The 13,859-nt window shown below is 38.8% G+C and carries 18 protein-coding genes and 1 riboswitch; of the genes, 13 read left to right on the top strand and 5 right to left on the bottom strand.

Going from position 1 to position 13,859, the window contains the following annotated elements; genetic code table 11:
• The first annotated feature begins 147 nt into the window (after nucleotides 1-147).
• From FDO66_RS20430 to FDO66_RS20410, 5 genes are all read left to right on the top strand, one after another.
• Nucleotides 148-564 carry a hypothetical protein gene (locus FDO66_RS20430; protein ID WP_141434499.1) on the top strand — a complete coding sequence of 139 codons (417 nt, stop codon included), beginning with the start codon at nucleotides 148-150 and terminating at the stop codon, nucleotides 562-564.
• A 444-nt stretch (nucleotides 565-1,008) separates the two neighbouring features.
• Nucleotides 1,009-1,329 carry a PadR family transcriptional regulator gene (locus FDO66_RS20425; RefSeq protein ID WP_024030244.1) on the top strand — a complete coding sequence of 107 codons (321 nt, stop codon included), beginning with the start codon at nucleotides 1,009-1,011 and terminating at the stop codon, nucleotides 1,327-1,329.
• A gap of 71 nt (nucleotides 1,330-1,400) precedes the next feature.
• Nucleotides 1,401-1,754 (top strand): DUF1048 domain-containing protein, encoded by a 354-nt coding sequence (locus tag FDO66_RS20420; protein ID WP_141434498.1) that lies wholly within the window; start codon nucleotides 1,401-1,403, stop codon nucleotides 1,752-1,754.
• Between the two features lie 258 nt (nucleotides 1,755-2,012).
• Nucleotides 2,013-2,774 carry an ABC transporter ATP-binding protein gene (locus FDO66_RS20415; protein ID WP_141434497.1) on the top strand — a complete coding sequence of 254 codons (762 nt, stop codon included), beginning with the start codon at nucleotides 2,013-2,015 and terminating at the stop codon, nucleotides 2,772-2,774.
• The gene (locus FDO66_RS20410) at nucleotides 2,775-3,524 is read left to right on the top strand and encodes an ABC transporter permease (RefSeq protein WP_141434496.1); all 750 of its coding nucleotides are present in this window, start codon (nucleotides 2,775-2,777) and stop codon (nucleotides 3,522-3,524) included.
• A 135-nt stretch (nucleotides 3,525-3,659) separates the two neighbouring features.
• On the opposite strand, the gene FDO66_RS21060 is transcribed toward FDO66_RS20410, so the two are convergent.
• On the bottom strand, nucleotides 3,660-3,800 hold the full coding sequence (locus tag FDO66_RS21060; protein WP_181444689.1) for a hypothetical protein: 141 nt from the start codon (nucleotides 3,798-3,800) through the stop codon (nucleotides 3,660-3,662).
• A gap of 181 nt (nucleotides 3,801-3,981) precedes the next feature.
• On the opposite strand from FDO66_RS21060, the gene FDO66_RS20405 reads away from it, so the two are divergent.
• From FDO66_RS20405 to FDO66_RS20395, 3 genes are read left to right on the top strand one after another with little or no spacing between them, the layout of a single operon-like run.
• A complete protein-coding gene (locus tag FDO66_RS20405; protein ID WP_141434495.1) occupies nucleotides 3,982-4,353 on the top strand; it encodes a DUF2089 domain-containing protein in 372 nt (123 codons plus the stop codon).
• Complete coding sequence (locus FDO66_RS20400; RefSeq protein ID WP_141434494.1) at nucleotides 4,353-4,742, top strand: SHOCT-like domain-containing protein; 390 nt, start codon at nucleotides 4,353-4,355, stop codon at nucleotides 4,740-4,742. The genes FDO66_RS20405 and FDO66_RS20400 overlap by 1 nt, the downstream gene beginning before the upstream one ends.
• 3 nt (nucleotides 4,743-4,745) lie before the next feature.
• Nucleotides 4,746-5,015, top strand: coding sequence for a hypothetical protein (locus FDO66_RS20395; RefSeq protein ID WP_141434493.1), 270 nt, complete (start codon nucleotides 4,746-4,748; stop codon nucleotides 5,013-5,015).
• Between the two features lie 379 nt (nucleotides 5,016-5,394).
• Here FDO66_RS20395 and FDO66_RS20390 read toward each other — a convergent pair whose 3' ends face one another.
• Nucleotides 5,395-5,847 carry an AraC family transcriptional regulator gene (locus FDO66_RS20390; RefSeq protein WP_141434492.1) on the bottom strand — a complete coding sequence of 151 codons (453 nt, stop codon included), beginning with the start codon at nucleotides 5,845-5,847 and terminating at the stop codon, nucleotides 5,395-5,397.
• A gap of 521 nt (nucleotides 5,848-6,368) precedes the next feature.
• Between FDO66_RS20390 and FDO66_RS20385 the strand changes: the two genes are divergently transcribed.
• A complete protein-coding gene (locus FDO66_RS20385; protein WP_141434491.1) occupies nucleotides 6,369-6,602 on the top strand; it encodes a cold shock domain-containing protein in 234 nt (77 codons plus the stop codon).
• A 36-nt stretch (nucleotides 6,603-6,638) separates the two neighbouring features.
• Here FDO66_RS20385 and FDO66_RS20380 read toward each other — a convergent pair whose 3' ends face one another.
• Both FDO66_RS20380 and FDO66_RS20375 read right to left on the bottom strand, forming a co-directional pair.
• Nucleotides 6,639-6,926 (bottom strand): transposase, encoded by a 288-nt coding sequence (locus FDO66_RS20380; RefSeq protein WP_258535814.1) that lies wholly within the window; start codon nucleotides 6,924-6,926, stop codon nucleotides 6,639-6,641.
• A 453-nt stretch (nucleotides 6,927-7,379) separates the two neighbouring features.
• Entirely contained in the window at nucleotides 7,380-7,850 is a 471-nt protein-coding gene (locus FDO66_RS20375; RefSeq protein WP_141434490.1) for an RpiB/LacA/LacB family sugar-phosphate isomerase, read from the bottom strand.
• A gap of 1,118 nt (nucleotides 7,851-8,968) precedes the next feature.
• Between FDO66_RS20375 and FDO66_RS21600 the strand changes: the two genes are divergently transcribed.
• From FDO66_RS21600 to FDO66_RS21055, 3 genes are all read left to right on the top strand, one after another.
• Nucleotides 8,969-9,448, top strand: a complete 480-nt coding sequence (locus tag FDO66_RS21600; protein WP_483861453.1) for a hypothetical protein — start codon at nucleotides 8,969-8,971, stop codon at nucleotides 9,446-9,448.
• Between the two features lie 6 nt (nucleotides 9,449-9,454).
• Nucleotides 9,455-10,783 carry a group II intron reverse transcriptase gene (locus FDO66_RS20370; protein ID WP_483861454.1) on the top strand — a complete coding sequence of 443 codons (1,329 nt, stop codon included), beginning with the start codon at nucleotides 9,455-9,457 and terminating at the stop codon, nucleotides 10,781-10,783.
• Between the two features lie 329 nt (nucleotides 10,784-11,112).
• Nucleotides 11,113-11,253, top strand: coding sequence for a hypothetical protein (locus FDO66_RS21055; protein WP_181444688.1), 141 nt, complete (start codon nucleotides 11,113-11,115; stop codon nucleotides 11,251-11,253).
• 76 nt (nucleotides 11,254-11,329) lie between these two features.
• Here FDO66_RS21055 and FDO66_RS20365 read toward each other — a convergent pair whose 3' ends face one another.
• Nucleotides 11,330-11,722 (bottom strand): MerR family transcriptional regulator, encoded by a 393-nt coding sequence (locus FDO66_RS20365; RefSeq protein WP_141434489.1) that lies wholly within the window; start codon nucleotides 11,720-11,722, stop codon nucleotides 11,330-11,332.
• A 235-nt stretch (nucleotides 11,723-11,957) separates the two neighbouring features.
• Here FDO66_RS20365 and FDO66_RS20360 point away from each other — a divergent pair, with 235 nt between their 5' ends.
• Nucleotides 11,958-13,397, top strand: a complete 1,440-nt coding sequence (locus FDO66_RS20360; protein WP_141434488.1) for an aldehyde dehydrogenase family protein — start codon at nucleotides 11,958-11,960, stop codon at nucleotides 13,395-13,397.
• 67 nt (nucleotides 13,398-13,464) lie between these two features.
• Nucleotides 13,465-13,553: riboswitch (cyclic di-GMP riboswitch) on the top strand.
• Nucleotides 13,554-13,859 lie beyond the last annotated feature (306 nt).

Genomic DNA, 13,859 nt, shown 5'->3' with positions numbered 1-13,859 from the left:
ATGGGCAGCGATCATAGCTGGTGCAAGATTATCTGAAAACGTCACATTAGAAGAAACTGAGCGTCTTTTGGATATTGTTAATCATTACTGTCCTTTATAATAAATACAACCTTATTCCACAAAAGGGCGCGTTAATGGGGGATATTAATGGATAGAGAACTTGAAGAACTAATTGTCAAAGCATTTTTTACTAAAAGAATTCAACAAAGAGTTTTGTTTGAGCTTTTTTCTGAAAAAAGACGTATGGACGCAATGAATAGATTAAATCATAATTACTCAACTACACTACGGAAGGAATTTATGATTGAAATATCAAAGCCAAACTCCGATTCAGAAGAAATAGAGAAATTATTAAAAAAACAAGGTGCAAGTGAAAATTGTTACGCAATGTCGTGGAATGATAAGATCGATGGTAAACATATTTCCTTATCTTCAGCTCTAGAGGTAGCTGTAGGTGAGGGATTCCCATCAATAATATCATGCATTCCAGGAAAACTTGCCTATTTTGAAGCAGAACAGGTTTATGGATCCCCACCTAGATTTATTTTAAGTAGACCATTATAAAAGGACCTTCTTCAATAACCATGTAATAGAGTGTACTCAGTTATTCCATTATCGGGTGCCATTTTGGGAATGATCAGCGGTGTAATCATTGTGAAAGAAGCATAGGAGGAAGTAAAAGCTTCATAAAGAAAATCGGCTGTATCCAATGGGGATAGCTGGTTTTAAAAATATTTAGAAAATCCAGTTGACAGTCCATCTACTACGTGTTACGATATACCTGTAGTAGGTCACACTGGATACCGACACCACTGAATAGTGAGGTAGCAAAATATATTTTTTGGAGAAATAATTGACACCCCTGCTACTCGGTGTTACAATATACATGTAATAAGTAATACTTAATAGCGTGATTTCCCAAAAGCTATTCAGTAAAAATTCCTCTTAGTACTATGTTATACTGAATATAAGTCAGACAAAATAGAGGAGGTAGAGGAGGCTCTGAACATGGAAAATTTAACTGAAATGCTGAAGGGTTCGCTAGAGGGCTGCGTACTGGAAATCATCAGCCGCCATGAAACCTATGGCTACGAGATTACCCGCCGCCTGAACGAGCTTGGGTTTACCGAAGTCGTGGAAGGGACGGTCTACACCATCCTCGTGCGATTAGAAAAGAAAAAACTCGTGAGCATAGAAAAGAAACCGTCAGATATGGGGCCGCCCCGCAAGTTTTACTCACTTAATGAGGCTGGCCGCCAGGAACTTGAATTGTTTTGGAAAAAATGGGATTTTGTATCATCAAAAATCAACGTCTTGAAGTCAATCTAGCTTCATAAGATATTCTATCCGATATTTTTGGAGTGTCTTGTTCAGCTTTATAAAAAAGGGGGAAAAATAACATGATGGAAATGTTCAAAAAATTGATTGGAGATAAAAAAGAGTACAAGTTGATGATGGCACGGGTTGAAGTCCTGCCAGAGGACTACCAGTTTGTATTTAAGAAAATTCAAAACTACATGTGGAATTTCTCAGCGGGCAACGGGATGGATATGCTTCACATTCAGTATGAATTAATCGAGTTGTTCGAAGCCGGTGCGGCGGAAGGCAGACAAGTGCTGGAAATCACTGGGGACGACGTGGCGTCCTTTGCCGACGAACTAGTGGCAAACGCTAAAACCTATGTCGCCAAGTATCGTGAAGATTTGAATCAGAGTATCATGAAGCGATTGGGAAAAAATAAATTCAATAGATAATACCGACTGAATAGCTGGTTACAAATGTGAATTGCTACCTTCGCTATTCAGTTATTTTTCAACCAGGTAATAAGTTATACAGATTATCAGTCAGACTAAATAGTAGAGTATAGACAATCTAGCGCAGCAAGGCGCTCGACAGGATAATTACTCCGCTTTGTCTGAACGCGAGCAACCCACTCGCTTATCAGACAACGCTCCGTAATTTCCGGATCTCGCAAGAGGCCTTGCTGCGCTTTTTATAAGGAGGAAAAAAGTATGAGCAATGCAGCGATTTCTGTAAAAGGGTTAAAAAAATCCTTTAAAGACAAGGAAGTCTTAAAGGGGGTGGATTTTGAGGTGCGGCGTGGCGAAATTTTCGCACTGCTGGGATCAAATGGAGCGGGTAAGACGACGACGGTCAACATCCTCTCGACGCTGATGAAGGCCGATGGCGGCGAAGTAAGTATTTGCGGCTTTGACGTCCAGCGTCAACCGGATCATGTTCGCCAGAGCATCAGCCTGACAGGGCAGTTCGCAGCTTTAGATGGCATGCTCACCGGGCGGGAAAACCTGATGATGATCGCCAAGTTGCGGGGAGTTTCCAATCCCGCTCAAGTCGCCGACAATCTGCTTGCAAGATTCAGCCTGACCGATGCGGCCAACCACCGGGCGGACAAATATTCCGGCGGGATGAAGCGACGGCTTGACATCGCCATGAGCCTGATCGGTACGCCAGCAGTCATTTTTCTCGATGAACCGACGACAGGGCTTGACCCCGAAGCGCGGATTGAAGTCTGGGATACCGTCAAGGAGCTTGCCGGAGGCGGCACGACCATCTTGCTGACGACCCAGTACCTGGAGGAAGCCGAACAACTGGCGGACCGTATCGCCATTCTGCATGGCGGAAAAATCATCACGACCGGTACCCTTACCGAACTCAAAGAGATGTTCCCGCCAGCGAAAGTGGAGTACATCGAGAAGCAGCCGACATTGGAGGAAATTTTCCTCGCGATCATCGGCAAAAAGGGGGAGATGTAAATGAAAAGCAAAACAGGGGTATTACTAGGGCGTTTAATGCGCAACATCATGCGCAGCCCGGATACGATTATCACGGTGGCGATTACGCCGATTATGATGCTACTGCTGTTTGTCTACGTATTTGGCGGCGCCATAGAGACAGGCACGGACAACTACGTCAATTATTTATTGCCGGGAATCTTGCTGATGGCTATCGCATCCGGCGTCGCTTACACTTCCGTACGGCTGTTTACGGATGTAAAAAGCGGGCTGATGGCGCGTTTCATTACCATGCCCATCAAGCGCTCGTCGGTATTGTGGGCTCACGTGTTGACCTCGCTTGTTTCCAATGCGCTTACTGTCGTGGTGGTTATCCTCGTCGCGCTCTTGATGGGCTTCCGTTCCAGCGCTGAAATCCTTGATTGGCTCGCGGTAGCTGGGATACTCGGGCTGTTTACGCTGGCGCTGACATGGCTGGCGGTCATTCCTGGATTGACAGCGGGGTCTATGGAAGGGGCGACAGCCTACTCGTACCCGCTGATTTTCCTGCCGTTTATCAGTTCAGCCTTTGTCCCCACCGAAACCATGCCTAAAATTGTCCGTGCGTTCGCTGAGAACCAGCCCGTGACTTCAATCGTGAATGCGATTCGTGCCCTCTTGTATGAAGGGTCTGTTGGCAACGGTATCTGGATCGCGCTTGCCTGGTGTGTCGGCATCATGGTCATCGCTTACTTCTTCGCCAGTAAAGCATTTAAACGCCAGTTAGGGTAAGTACACCATCGATTCGGTGTCTCGTGGCAACTAAATCTTCCGAAATAAAATATATGTTTGGAAAAGCACGAGAAAATTTTCCATGCTTTTATTATTGGTCATGTTCTCAAGGTAACTATTGTCGATATAACACCTTCATGTTATTCCGCAATCGGGCGCCATTCTTGAGGACTGGCGCTCATTTTGCATTTTAGGGCCATTAAATTGAAGAATCAGCTTATCGAAGAACTTTTCTTTAAGTGTCAAATAGGCTCTTATCTCTTTCTCGACAATCAAACAGACTCTCCAATGAGTCTGTTTTTCACTTCAACTCAAATGATCAATAAATTAATTTATTTAATGTTTAAGTTAAATTATTGAATAAAAATATAAATTTTTATTCAATAATTTTAAATGTTTATTTGAAAATTAAAAGATATGGTGTATGATATGATTAAATGAAAGAAAGGAGAACAGTATGGCGTATCCTTTACTCACTAATTGTCCTGTTTGCAGGAAGGCGCTTAAAATAACTAAGCTACAGTGTAACCATTGCCTGACAACGGTAGAAAATGAATTTGAAGTTTCAAGACTGGCGGCTCTCGGTCAGGAACAGCTGCATTTTATTGAGATTTTTCTTAAATGCCGTGGAAATATCAAAGAGGTCGAGAAGGAGCTCGGAATTTCCTATCCGACTGTCAGAGGAAAATTAGATGAAATTATCTCTACTCTGGGATATTCCTCTCAAAAGAAACCGGAAGTGGATAAGAAAAAAATTGTATCGTTATTGGAAAAAGGCGAAATTACGGCAGAGGAAGCCATTCAGTTATTAAAAGAGGGGGAAGTATAATGAAGGACGAAATTTCGAGAGTCTTAACGCTAGTGGAGGAAGGAAAGATTGATAAGGAAAAAGCAAGTGAATTAATTAATATTTTACAAGGTAAAGATCAGTCAGAGCTAGTGACAATAAAAAAAGAAGTCCCATATGGAAATAAAATGTTAAAGATTCGTGTGACCTCCGAAGAAGGTGATAATGTAAATGTGAATTTACCGATTAATCTGGTAAAGGCTGTTTTAAAAGTAGGTACAAATATTGCTGAAAAAATACCTGAGGCAGAAAAATATGTAAAAGATATTAACGTTGACCTGCTCATCGAAGCAATTGAAAACGAATTGGACGGACAGATTGTTGACATAACCTCGGCCAATGGTGATAAAGTTTTTGTGGTGATTGAGTAGATTATGTTAAAAGTCAAGGTGAAAGTAAAGGATAAACGATTCTCCATTCCCGTTCCCTATGCGGTTTTAAATTTGGTTATTTTGATTATTACATCAAAAAGGATTAATCGCTTAATAAATAAAGCAATTGAAAAGGATGGAAGCAAATTCATCTTCCCGGAAATTGAAAGAAAAGATTTGAAGCCGTTGCTGCAGGGATTTTCTAAGCACAGTGGAGTTATCCTTGTTGAAACGAAATTGAAGGATGGAACTGAGGTAGAAGTAAAGCTTTAAATAAAACTTCTAAATCGCATTTTTTAATGGAAACAGCTTCGTCTTTTTGGTCATTTTGTGCCTAATCTATAGGATTAGAATAGCAGTAAGCCAATATAAGAGACTAACAGTGTTTTTCTGATTTTCTGTTCAGTACTAATGCTGATTATTGCACCCATTTTCCACTAAAAGGGCGCCATTCTTAAGGGCTGGTGCTCATTTTGCATTTTAGGGCCATATTGTTTTAGAACACTTCAAAAGAATAGGTCTTTATTATTTAATTGAACTTGTGGGGAAGTAACGGAGCAGATTTATAAAAGAAGAACAAGAAGCTAGCGTTACTTATAAGCAACTTGTTCTTCTTTATCTTGTTGACAATAAGAAAAAAACTAATTAACTATTACTGCTGTTTTACAGGTACACATATTTCACAATAAGGATTAGTAATCATATCACCAATGTATCTCTCCATAATTGGTTTGTTATCAATTTGATACCCACTGCTTTGTATAGATGAAAAAATGTCTGTATATGCTTTTTGAATATCTTCTGCTGTATGTTTGACTTCGTAAATAAGGTATCTTCCACCTGAAAATTCATTTTCACTAATTGTATCATCTATTTGATAATCCTTTGAAATCACAATACAAGCATCAAATCTGCAGTTTTCAGGAAGTGTGGTTTCTGGGTTGTCTTGTGGAATTGCAAGTAGGGTTGCCGATTCAAGAAGGTTTTTCTCCCTAGCCCATTTTTTTAATTTCTCCATAACTTCAATATTTGCAGAACCATATGGGCCAACTCGTCGGACATAAGCTACACGATATTTTGGAAGTGTTTCAATTTTAAATTTCATAAATTCTTTCTTCCCTTCGTCATTTATATTTGTTTGGTACATTTTGACTGTAGCATGCTTTAAAAAATTATACATTCTAATTTTTAAAATTTATTGAAATATTGTAAAAATATGTAAGTTAACAATATAACTTTCTTTCTGCAAAAGCGTTGTATCACTAACAACCTTTCACAATCTGCGCTTTGCTAATAAGGAAAAGTGCTAATTGACATTAAATTCAAATTTAAAAATTAATCTATTTTTACGTAATTAGTTTATGTGAAATGGCGAACTTAGATGATTACCTGTGGATGAATTAGAACTGAGTTATATTGTGAATGTATGAGTAGTAGGCGGTCTTGCGATTGCCTTTTTAGCTTAATCAATTAACAAGTGTTACTTTTCTTAATATCGATCTTCAACAAGCGGGCGCAATAGTTTAACAATGGTTACCAGTAACTTTATTTTAATAAACTAAAGGTTGCAGCTAAGTTAAATTAGAAAGTAATTGTTTGGAATTTGTGTACAATGGGGAATTCTAAATGAGGTATGACATAATAGGAGTCTGTAAAGTTTTTTATGAAGAAGAAGGTTGGGGATGGATTTCTGTTGAAGGTGAAGATGACGTTTGGGTACACTTCAGTTCTATTCAAATGGATGCTTTTAAATCACTTTCATCTGGACAACAGGTACTGTTTAACCTTGATGAGAGACCGAATTTAAATGAACAGTCACGTCGAGCTTCAAATGTGAGATTAACAATGGAAAATGAATGATGTAAGATAGAATCGGCATTGCTGATCTAAAACGGCTTAGCAACTCAGTTGTTCCATTAAAGACCAGCTATAAAATCCATTAAAGTCACCTGATTGATGAACTGAAGCATCTAGACCAGCAAAAGCAACTAATTGTCCAGGTCGTTCAAAACGGCTAATTGAACCTATTTCACCTAATATAACGGCAGCAGTTACATCACTAATCCCCGAGATCGTTGTGAGAAAATGCTCTTGACGATTGGAGAGTTCAATCATGACTTTCTCAATATCAGTTAGCTGCTTTTCAAACAAACTGATCTGTTCAAGGAACAGGTGAATTTGCATTTTAAACACGTCTGTACCAATCGAAATGTGCGCTATTTATTAATTGTTCTGCTTTATTTCGAGCCCTCCACTCACCACTAAAGGGCGCCATTCTTGAGGAATTAGCGCTCATTTTGCATTTTAGGGCCATTTTGTGGAATTACACTTAATAAGAAAATTAAACATTTCTATTAAATATATAGAGAAGATCGTGAAGAAGCGTACTTAAGCTCCTTCAATGCCGCGGTGGAAGGGAGAAACAATCAAATCAAGACCTTTCAGCGAAGTAAGTATTTTCATTGGAACAGTGAGTACTATGTAAGAGGATTGCTTATGCATTGTAATAAGTAAGTGCTGACTGCCTAAAGGCAGTCAGCACTTACTTTTAGATTGAGCCAGAAAAAATAAGAGGATTTTCCTAAAAAAAAGATTGAAAGGTACGTAATATTTCCCGATTCCCTTTCAATCATCAGCTTATATTTCAGATAATTTTCTTAAATGCTTTTCCGTTATTTCGTTAACCTTTTTTACACGTCTTTCATATTTTTCAATCCCGCTAAGAAAATCTGTTTTCATCCATACATCTATAGTTTCAATAGCTATTCCTGAAGCAATTATTTTTCCTCCAATACATAGAACATTACTATCCGTATGCTCGCGTGCTAATCTCGCGCAAAATGGATCCTGACAAACAACTGCGTTTACACCATATATTCTATTTGCAATAAGAGCACTACCATAACCAACGCCATCGATGAAGATTCCACGGTCAGCCTCTCCTTTTGCAACAGCTAATGATGCAGGATAAATATAATCCGGTAAATCACAGGCTTCTGTGCTATTCGTTCCGAAATCTAACACTTCATGTCCTTGTTGTTCTAGTAATTCCTTTACTTCTTCCTTCAAGCCAAAACCAGCATGATCGCTCGCCATAGCAATTTTCATGTTATGTATCCTCCGATATCGTTTTAAGATTCTATATAAATTATCGTATCATCTATTATTGATGTTTTAAATAAAAATATTTTAGTTTCCTTATTCTAACGGGTGCGTTAGTAAATTAACTGAGGATCCCACTAATGCAGCTCATTCGCGTTTTTCAATCTTCAACAATCGGGGTGCAGTTCAAACAAGGATGAGCGCCTATTTTCATTTTGGGGCCATATTCTTGAATAACACATTTAAAAAAATCAGTAAAGATATCGAAAAAGGCGAAAAAATTGTGAGGATTTTCACTTAAACTCCCTCAGTTTAGCTCAACAAGAAGCATTAATAAAAAGGTTGTTTTTGATAACTGCATTTTGAGCCACTCCGATCACAAAAATGTGAGTCACTTGTCACTTTGACTCTGGAAAATCTGGAATGTCTTGATATGGAGCCTCGTACGAACTGTTTTACTATAAATGCGTAAGTGTGAAATGTAAGGACTGAATATCAGTCTAACTGTTATTTTGAAGATAGGAATGATAGATGTCACGTTTTCTTGAAACTATCTCACTGATACTCCTACATGCCTAGAGAGTGATAGCTCAACTGGTATGAAGTTAGGTGAAGTCGGCTGAAATAAACCTAAGTAACGGCTAAAACAGAGTTATACGGTGCGTGATAGGTCGGGTGGCTAAAAACAATCTATGGTGAGAATGAACTCAATCTGACGAACTTCTGAATGTACGGGTCTAAACCGTGAATACGTTGAAAGACGTAGTCTAATACCATATAGGATATTAGAGTAAGTGACGTTAAGTAAGACTGAGGCTTATGAAAAACGTTATTCCGAACTATGACGGTATCTAGCTTACAGGCTCAAAGGGAGCACCTAAGGATTGATGCACAGCTAAAAATAACGGAACAGGGAAAGCAAGGGACGCTGTACAGGTCTATCAACCTAGCGGTTGTTATAAGGTGAAAATCGAAATACATTTATCCTTGTGAGAGTAAGGGCATGACCGATGAATTTCCTGTAATGGGAATGGAGGAATAGCCCTGAGTCTAATCTATGAAACAATCAATTTTTCAACAATGAACTGCATCGGTCGGGTAAGAAGGTGGGAACAACCTTGACGATGGAGGTTGCCACAATGCAGACTACTTTACGAAATTGGGAATATTACAATCTCACAGATACGTTTACGAAATTACACGAGGATGCAAAAAACGAATGTATTTTCAAAAATTTATATGATTTAATCGTATCCAGAGAAAATATTTTACTAGCATACCGAACAATTAAGAGTAACACAGGTTCAAAAACGCCAGGAACAGACGGAAGAACAATAAATGACATCAAAATAATGTCAGAACTTGAAATTGTAACCCTTATAAATTCAAAACTAGAAAATTACAGACCAAAGAAAGTAAGACGTGTTCTTATCCCAAAGCCAAACGGAAAAGAAAGACCGTTAGGTATCCCTTGTATAGTAGATAGGATTATTCAACAATGTTTCAAGCAGATACTCGAACCCATCGCAGAAGCTAAGTTTTACAAACACAGCTATGGTTTTAGACCGCTAAGGTCAACACATCATGCAATGGCAAGAGTATAGCACTTAATCAACATCAGTGGACTTCATTATGTTGTAGATATTGATATTAAAGGATTTTTCGATAATATCAATCACAATGTTCTTTTGAAACAATTATGGAATATGGGGATACAGGATAGAAAAGTCCTTCGCATTATTAGTAAGATGCTCAAAGCAGAAATTGACGGTGAAGGTATACCCAATAAAGGTGTGCCGCAAGGTGGACTCAGTTCACCACTATTATCTAACGTTGTACTAAATGACCTCGACCAATGGGTCGCGGGTCAATGGGAAAACTTTGAAACAAATAAGAAGTACAATAGAAATCAAGCAAAATATACTGCCTTGAAAAAGACCGACCTTAAAGAAGGATATATCGTTAGGTATACAGATGATTTCAAGGTACTCTGCAGAAATAGTAAAACTGCCTTTAAATGGTACCATGCGGTACGGCTGTATCTTATAGACAGACTTAAATTGGATATCTCACCTGAAAAATCAAAAGTAGTAAATCTAAGAAAGAAACAGTCAGAATTTCTAGGGTTCACAATAAAAGCAGTACCAAAGAAAAACAAGAGGGTCGCAAATACAGGTATAGTTGCGAAGAAGAAACTCCAACTGAAAGAAAAATACAGAGAGTTAATCAAGCAAATACAAAAATCACCTACCGCTGAAAATGCACAAGCATTTAATAGCTTTATTATGGGGATTCATAATTATTTCCAGAAAGCAACCCATGTAGCGATTGAGTTTTCACAACTTTCTTTCGACCTGATGCATTTCACGAAAAATCGTCTCAAGGGGGTATCCAAATATGGATATCCGATAAACGCACCACCAACTTTTAAAACATATTACACAACAAAACGTAAAACCTATTGTATAAATGGAATTTATCTATTCCAAATAGGTGACGTACGAACATCGAATAACATGAATTTCAGCCAAACAATAACACCCTTCACTCACGAAGGAAGGCAAACAATTTGTAATAAGATTAAAGGTGACGTTAAAGCTGAACTAACAAAATTGATGAAATCTACAATTTCAAATAGAAGCGTAGAATACATAGATAATAGACTGAGTAGGTATAGCATGAAGTTGGGAAAATGTGAGGTAACAGGTAATTTTCTTTTCGCAAATGAAGTTCACTGTCACCACAAAATTCCACTAAGTCTTGGAGGAAACGATAACTTCGATAACCTGTGTATTCTACACAAAGAAATTCATAAATTAGTTCACGCAACCCAAAACGAGACGATTACTACTCTTAAAAAAATGCTCCATCTCAATTCCTTTGAGATAGACAAAGTAAATAAACTTCGTAAAATGAGTAATTTGGAACTTATTGATTAATAAAACATGGATTAGATGGAACGCCGTATGCGGTGAAAGCTGCACGTACGGTGTGGAGCAGGGGAAAAGATGGAGATTATATCAAAGTCTTACCTATTGCTATCAGAGGTATCATTTTACTCGAAAGCCGAGACACCAAGGTGTTTCGAGTTGGCGATGAGCCTATCATACCTCTCATTCCAAATCAAGACGTGTTCTAACTAGAAATTGAGTGGCTTACGATTTCACGATCGTAGTGGCTATATTTGAATGATCAAATACAAAGGTGGTTCAACAGATATTAATGATGTAGAATTTATCTAATATTATATCTGGAGGAGATATATAAAGTGGAACACGAATTAAAAAAGCTTATTAAAAAGTGTGACCTTGCAATAAAGCAAAAGCCGCCAAATATTGCTAAAAGCCTGCCCTCTCATAGGACAGGCTTTTGTTTTGAGAGACTAGCAACTTTTGATGAATGTTTTTAGAGGACTCTCCTTTGCCGCCCTTTGCTCGCGGTGAAAGGGGAACCTGTATGTTTCAAGTGGCCATTAGCAACGCATTTTATACCTTATTTAATTTTTTCTCATAATTTTCCTTTTTGTGCTCAATAAGAGCCAGTTGTGCTTCAATCTCCTGTTTTTGGGCTAAAAGTATTGTCTCCTGATTTAAGACAATGGAGTATTTTTCTTTCAACTCCATTGTATCATCAATTGAGAGGCCAATATAATGACGAATCATGTCAATTCCCATTCCTGTGCTTCTCATACATTGGATCATTCTTAATCTCATGATTTGATCATCAGAGAACAGGCGGATATTATTCCGGTCCCGCGCTATATTTTGCAATAAGCCGATTTCCTCATAATAGCGGATTGTAGGTTTGGGCAGTTTCGTTATTTTTGATACTTCCTTGATGGAGTATTTCGGCTCAGTGCCGTAAATAAATTCTTCCATAATTTTCTCCTATTTCACTTGATTCAAGTTACTTGAAGTGTTTGGAAATTATTATAGCATACGAGTCAGGAAGAACAAATCATAGTTTGTATTGTTGAACCGGCAGATTCCATAAAAAGTTCTTTTTCAATATTTTATATTTTTTATCAATATTTTTTATTGACTTCAAGTTACTTGAATAGAGTAAAGTGATCCAGGAAGCATTAATCATAAACATCGCATAGGAGGTAAAGGAATGGACAGAAACGTTAAAATCAAACTTATTGACAAGGTATATATCAATGGAGAATTTGTAAAACCTGACGGTACAGAAAGGATGGACATTATCAACCCGTCAACAGAAGAAGTAATCGGACAGGTGGTTTTGGGAAATGAGTCAGATGCCCGAAAGGCGATTGGAGCTGCGAAAGAAGCATTTAAGTCTTTCTCAAAAACTTCCATTGCGGAACGGGGACAAATGCTTGAAAGGATACATGATGCAATCTTATCAAGGGCTGCTGATTTAAACCAGGCGTGCATGGAGGAATATGGCGCTACAGCTAAGGCAGGAGATTTTAGAACCCGAATCTCAGCTGACAGCTTCCTTTTGGCAAAAGAAGCGATGGAAGCCTTTGAATTTACAAAATGCATCGGGAAAGCCAAGGTTGTTCATGAACCCGTGGGTGTCATCGCTGCGATCACACCTTGGAACGCAAATAATTCCCAGATCGCTATAAAGGTTGCTACAGCCATATCAGCAGGCTGTACGATTGTTGTAAAGGCCAGTGAATTTTCCTCCATTCAGACTCAAATACTGGCCGAGTGCTTCCATGACGCCGGATTGCCTGCCGGGGTAGTCAATATTGTATACGGGCTAGGTACTACCGTCGGCGCCGAATTATCCCGCAATCCGGACATTGCAATGATTTCGTTTACGGGCTCTGTGAATACAGCAAAAGCCATACACCATAGTGCTGTTGACACAATGAAAAGAGTCGTTCTTGAATTGGGCGGTAAATCAGCAAATATTATTCTGGATGATGCAGACTTTACAAAAGCGATTCCTCGTGCCGTTACAAGTTGCTTTGGAAATCACGGACAGATGTGTATTGCCGGCAGCAGATTGCTGGTTCCGGAGCATCGGTTTGATGAAGTGAAAGAACTAATAAAACAGGCGGTTGCAAATACTAAGGTGGGCTATCCTTGGGAAGAAGATACATTTATTGGCCCCATGATGAATGAGAATCAATACAAAAGGGTTCAGCGGTATATCAAAATCGGTATGGAAGAAGGTGCGGTTTTAGTCATAGGCGGAGAAGGACACCCAAAAGGTCTGGAAAAGGGGTATTTTGTAAAGCCGACCGTTTTTGCAAATGTAACCAGAGATATGACGATTGCGAAAGACGAAATATTTGGACCCGTCCTGTCTATTTTAACGTATAGAACAGAGGAAGAAGCGGTAGAAATTGCAAACGATACAGAGTATGGATTAGGCGCATATATAAGTTCCTCTAATTTGGAAAAAGCCAGCCTAATTGCCTCCCAGCTCATTGCCGGAACCGTGTACATTAATGATGTCATTCTTGAAATGAGGGCTCCTTATGGTGGGTTTAAGCAATCAGGAATCGGTAGAGAATGTGGCATATATGGTCTTGAAGAATATCTTGAACCCAAAACCATAATGATCTCTGATTGATATATTTCACCGATAGACTCTGAAAGCTGTTTGTCAGTATTGAAAAGGATAGATCTAAGCCATCGTAAAAAATCCAGGGCAAATCCATCTAAAGGTGGAGACGCTAAGCCGTAGGGTCTAAGGCACTTTGTGTACTATGATAGCCTGGCTGCCAAAAATCATAAAATATCATATAAAGAGGTATTCTGATTTTTGACGGATGATTCATGGGTAGTCTACTGGTCTTTTGCTGTTTGCTATGGTGAAGCATTCCGTATGACTACCTGTTTTTATTATATTAGGAGGTCGAAATAAAGACGGCAGAATTCATGCCTTTAGCCCTCCTATAATTCAATATAACCAAAAGCCAGCATTTTGCCTTAATGGGCAAAGTGCTGGCTTTTTCTTATGGTTTAGAAAACCCCTGGCTATGCCGGGGGTTCTAGAGAGCTTATAGCGTGGTAATAAAAAAAAGCCTCACTT

It is taken from the genome of Bacillus sp. 03113, from assembly GCF_006546985.1.
In the GTDB taxonomy this organism is placed as follows: domain Bacteria; phylum Bacillota; class Bacilli; order Bacillales; family Cytobacillaceae; genus VATK01.
The sequence above is the reverse complement of the archived record's forward strand: the minus strand, read 5'-3'. Positions and strand labels throughout refer to the sequence as shown.

Excerpts from the sequence above, each read along its gene's own strand:
- FDO66_RS20430 (WP_141434499.1), top strand. The coding sequence starts at position 148 with ATGGATAGAGAACTTGAAGAACTAATTGTCAAAGCATTTTTTACTAAA.
- FDO66_RS20425 (WP_024030244.1), top strand. The coding sequence starts at position 1,009 with ATGGAAAATTTAACTGAAATGCTGAAGGGTTCGCTAGAGGGCTGCGTA.
- FDO66_RS20420 (WP_141434498.1), top strand. The coding sequence starts at position 1,401 with ATGATGGAAATGTTCAAAAAATTGATTGGAGATAAAAAAGAGTACAAG.
- FDO66_RS20415 (WP_141434497.1), top strand. The coding sequence starts at position 2,013 with ATGAGCAATGCAGCGATTTCTGTAAAAGGGTTAAAAAAATCCTTTAAA.
- FDO66_RS20410 (WP_141434496.1), top strand. The coding sequence starts at position 2,775 with ATGAAAAGCAAAACAGGGGTATTACTAGGGCGTTTAATGCGCAACATC.
- FDO66_RS20405 (WP_141434495.1), top strand. The coding sequence starts at position 3,982 with ATGGCGTATCCTTTACTCACTAATTGTCCTGTTTGCAGGAAGGCGCTT.
- FDO66_RS20400 (WP_141434494.1), top strand. The coding sequence starts at position 4,353 with ATGAAGGACGAAATTTCGAGAGTCTTAACGCTAGTGGAGGAAGGAAAG.
- FDO66_RS20395 (WP_141434493.1), top strand. The coding sequence starts at position 4,746 with ATGTTAAAAGTCAAGGTGAAAGTAAAGGATAAACGATTCTCCATTCCC.
- FDO66_RS20390 (WP_141434492.1), bottom strand. The coding sequence starts at position 5,847 with ATGAAATTTAAAATTGAAACACTTCCAAAATATCGTGTAGCTTATGTC.
- FDO66_RS20385 (WP_141434491.1), top strand. The coding sequence starts at position 6,369 with ATGAGGTATGACATAATAGGAGTCTGTAAAGTTTTTTATGAAGAAGAA.
- FDO66_RS20380 (WP_258535814.1), bottom strand. The coding sequence starts at position 6,926 with ATGCAAATTCACCTGTTCCTTGAACAGATCAGTTTGTTTGAAAAGCAG.
- FDO66_RS20375 (WP_141434490.1), bottom strand. The coding sequence starts at position 7,850 with ATGAAAATTGCTATGGCGAGCGATCATGCTGGTTTTGGCTTGAAGGAA.
- FDO66_RS21600 (WP_483861453.1), top strand. The coding sequence starts at position 8,969 with ATGGAGGTTGCCACAATGCAGACTACTTTACGAAATTGGGAATATTAC.
- FDO66_RS20365 (WP_141434489.1), bottom strand. The coding sequence starts at position 11,722 with ATGGAAGAATTTATTTACGGCACTGAGCCGAAATACTCCATCAAGGAA.
- FDO66_RS20360 (WP_141434488.1), top strand. The coding sequence starts at position 11,958 with ATGGACAGAAACGTTAAAATCAAACTTATTGACAAGGTATATATCAAT.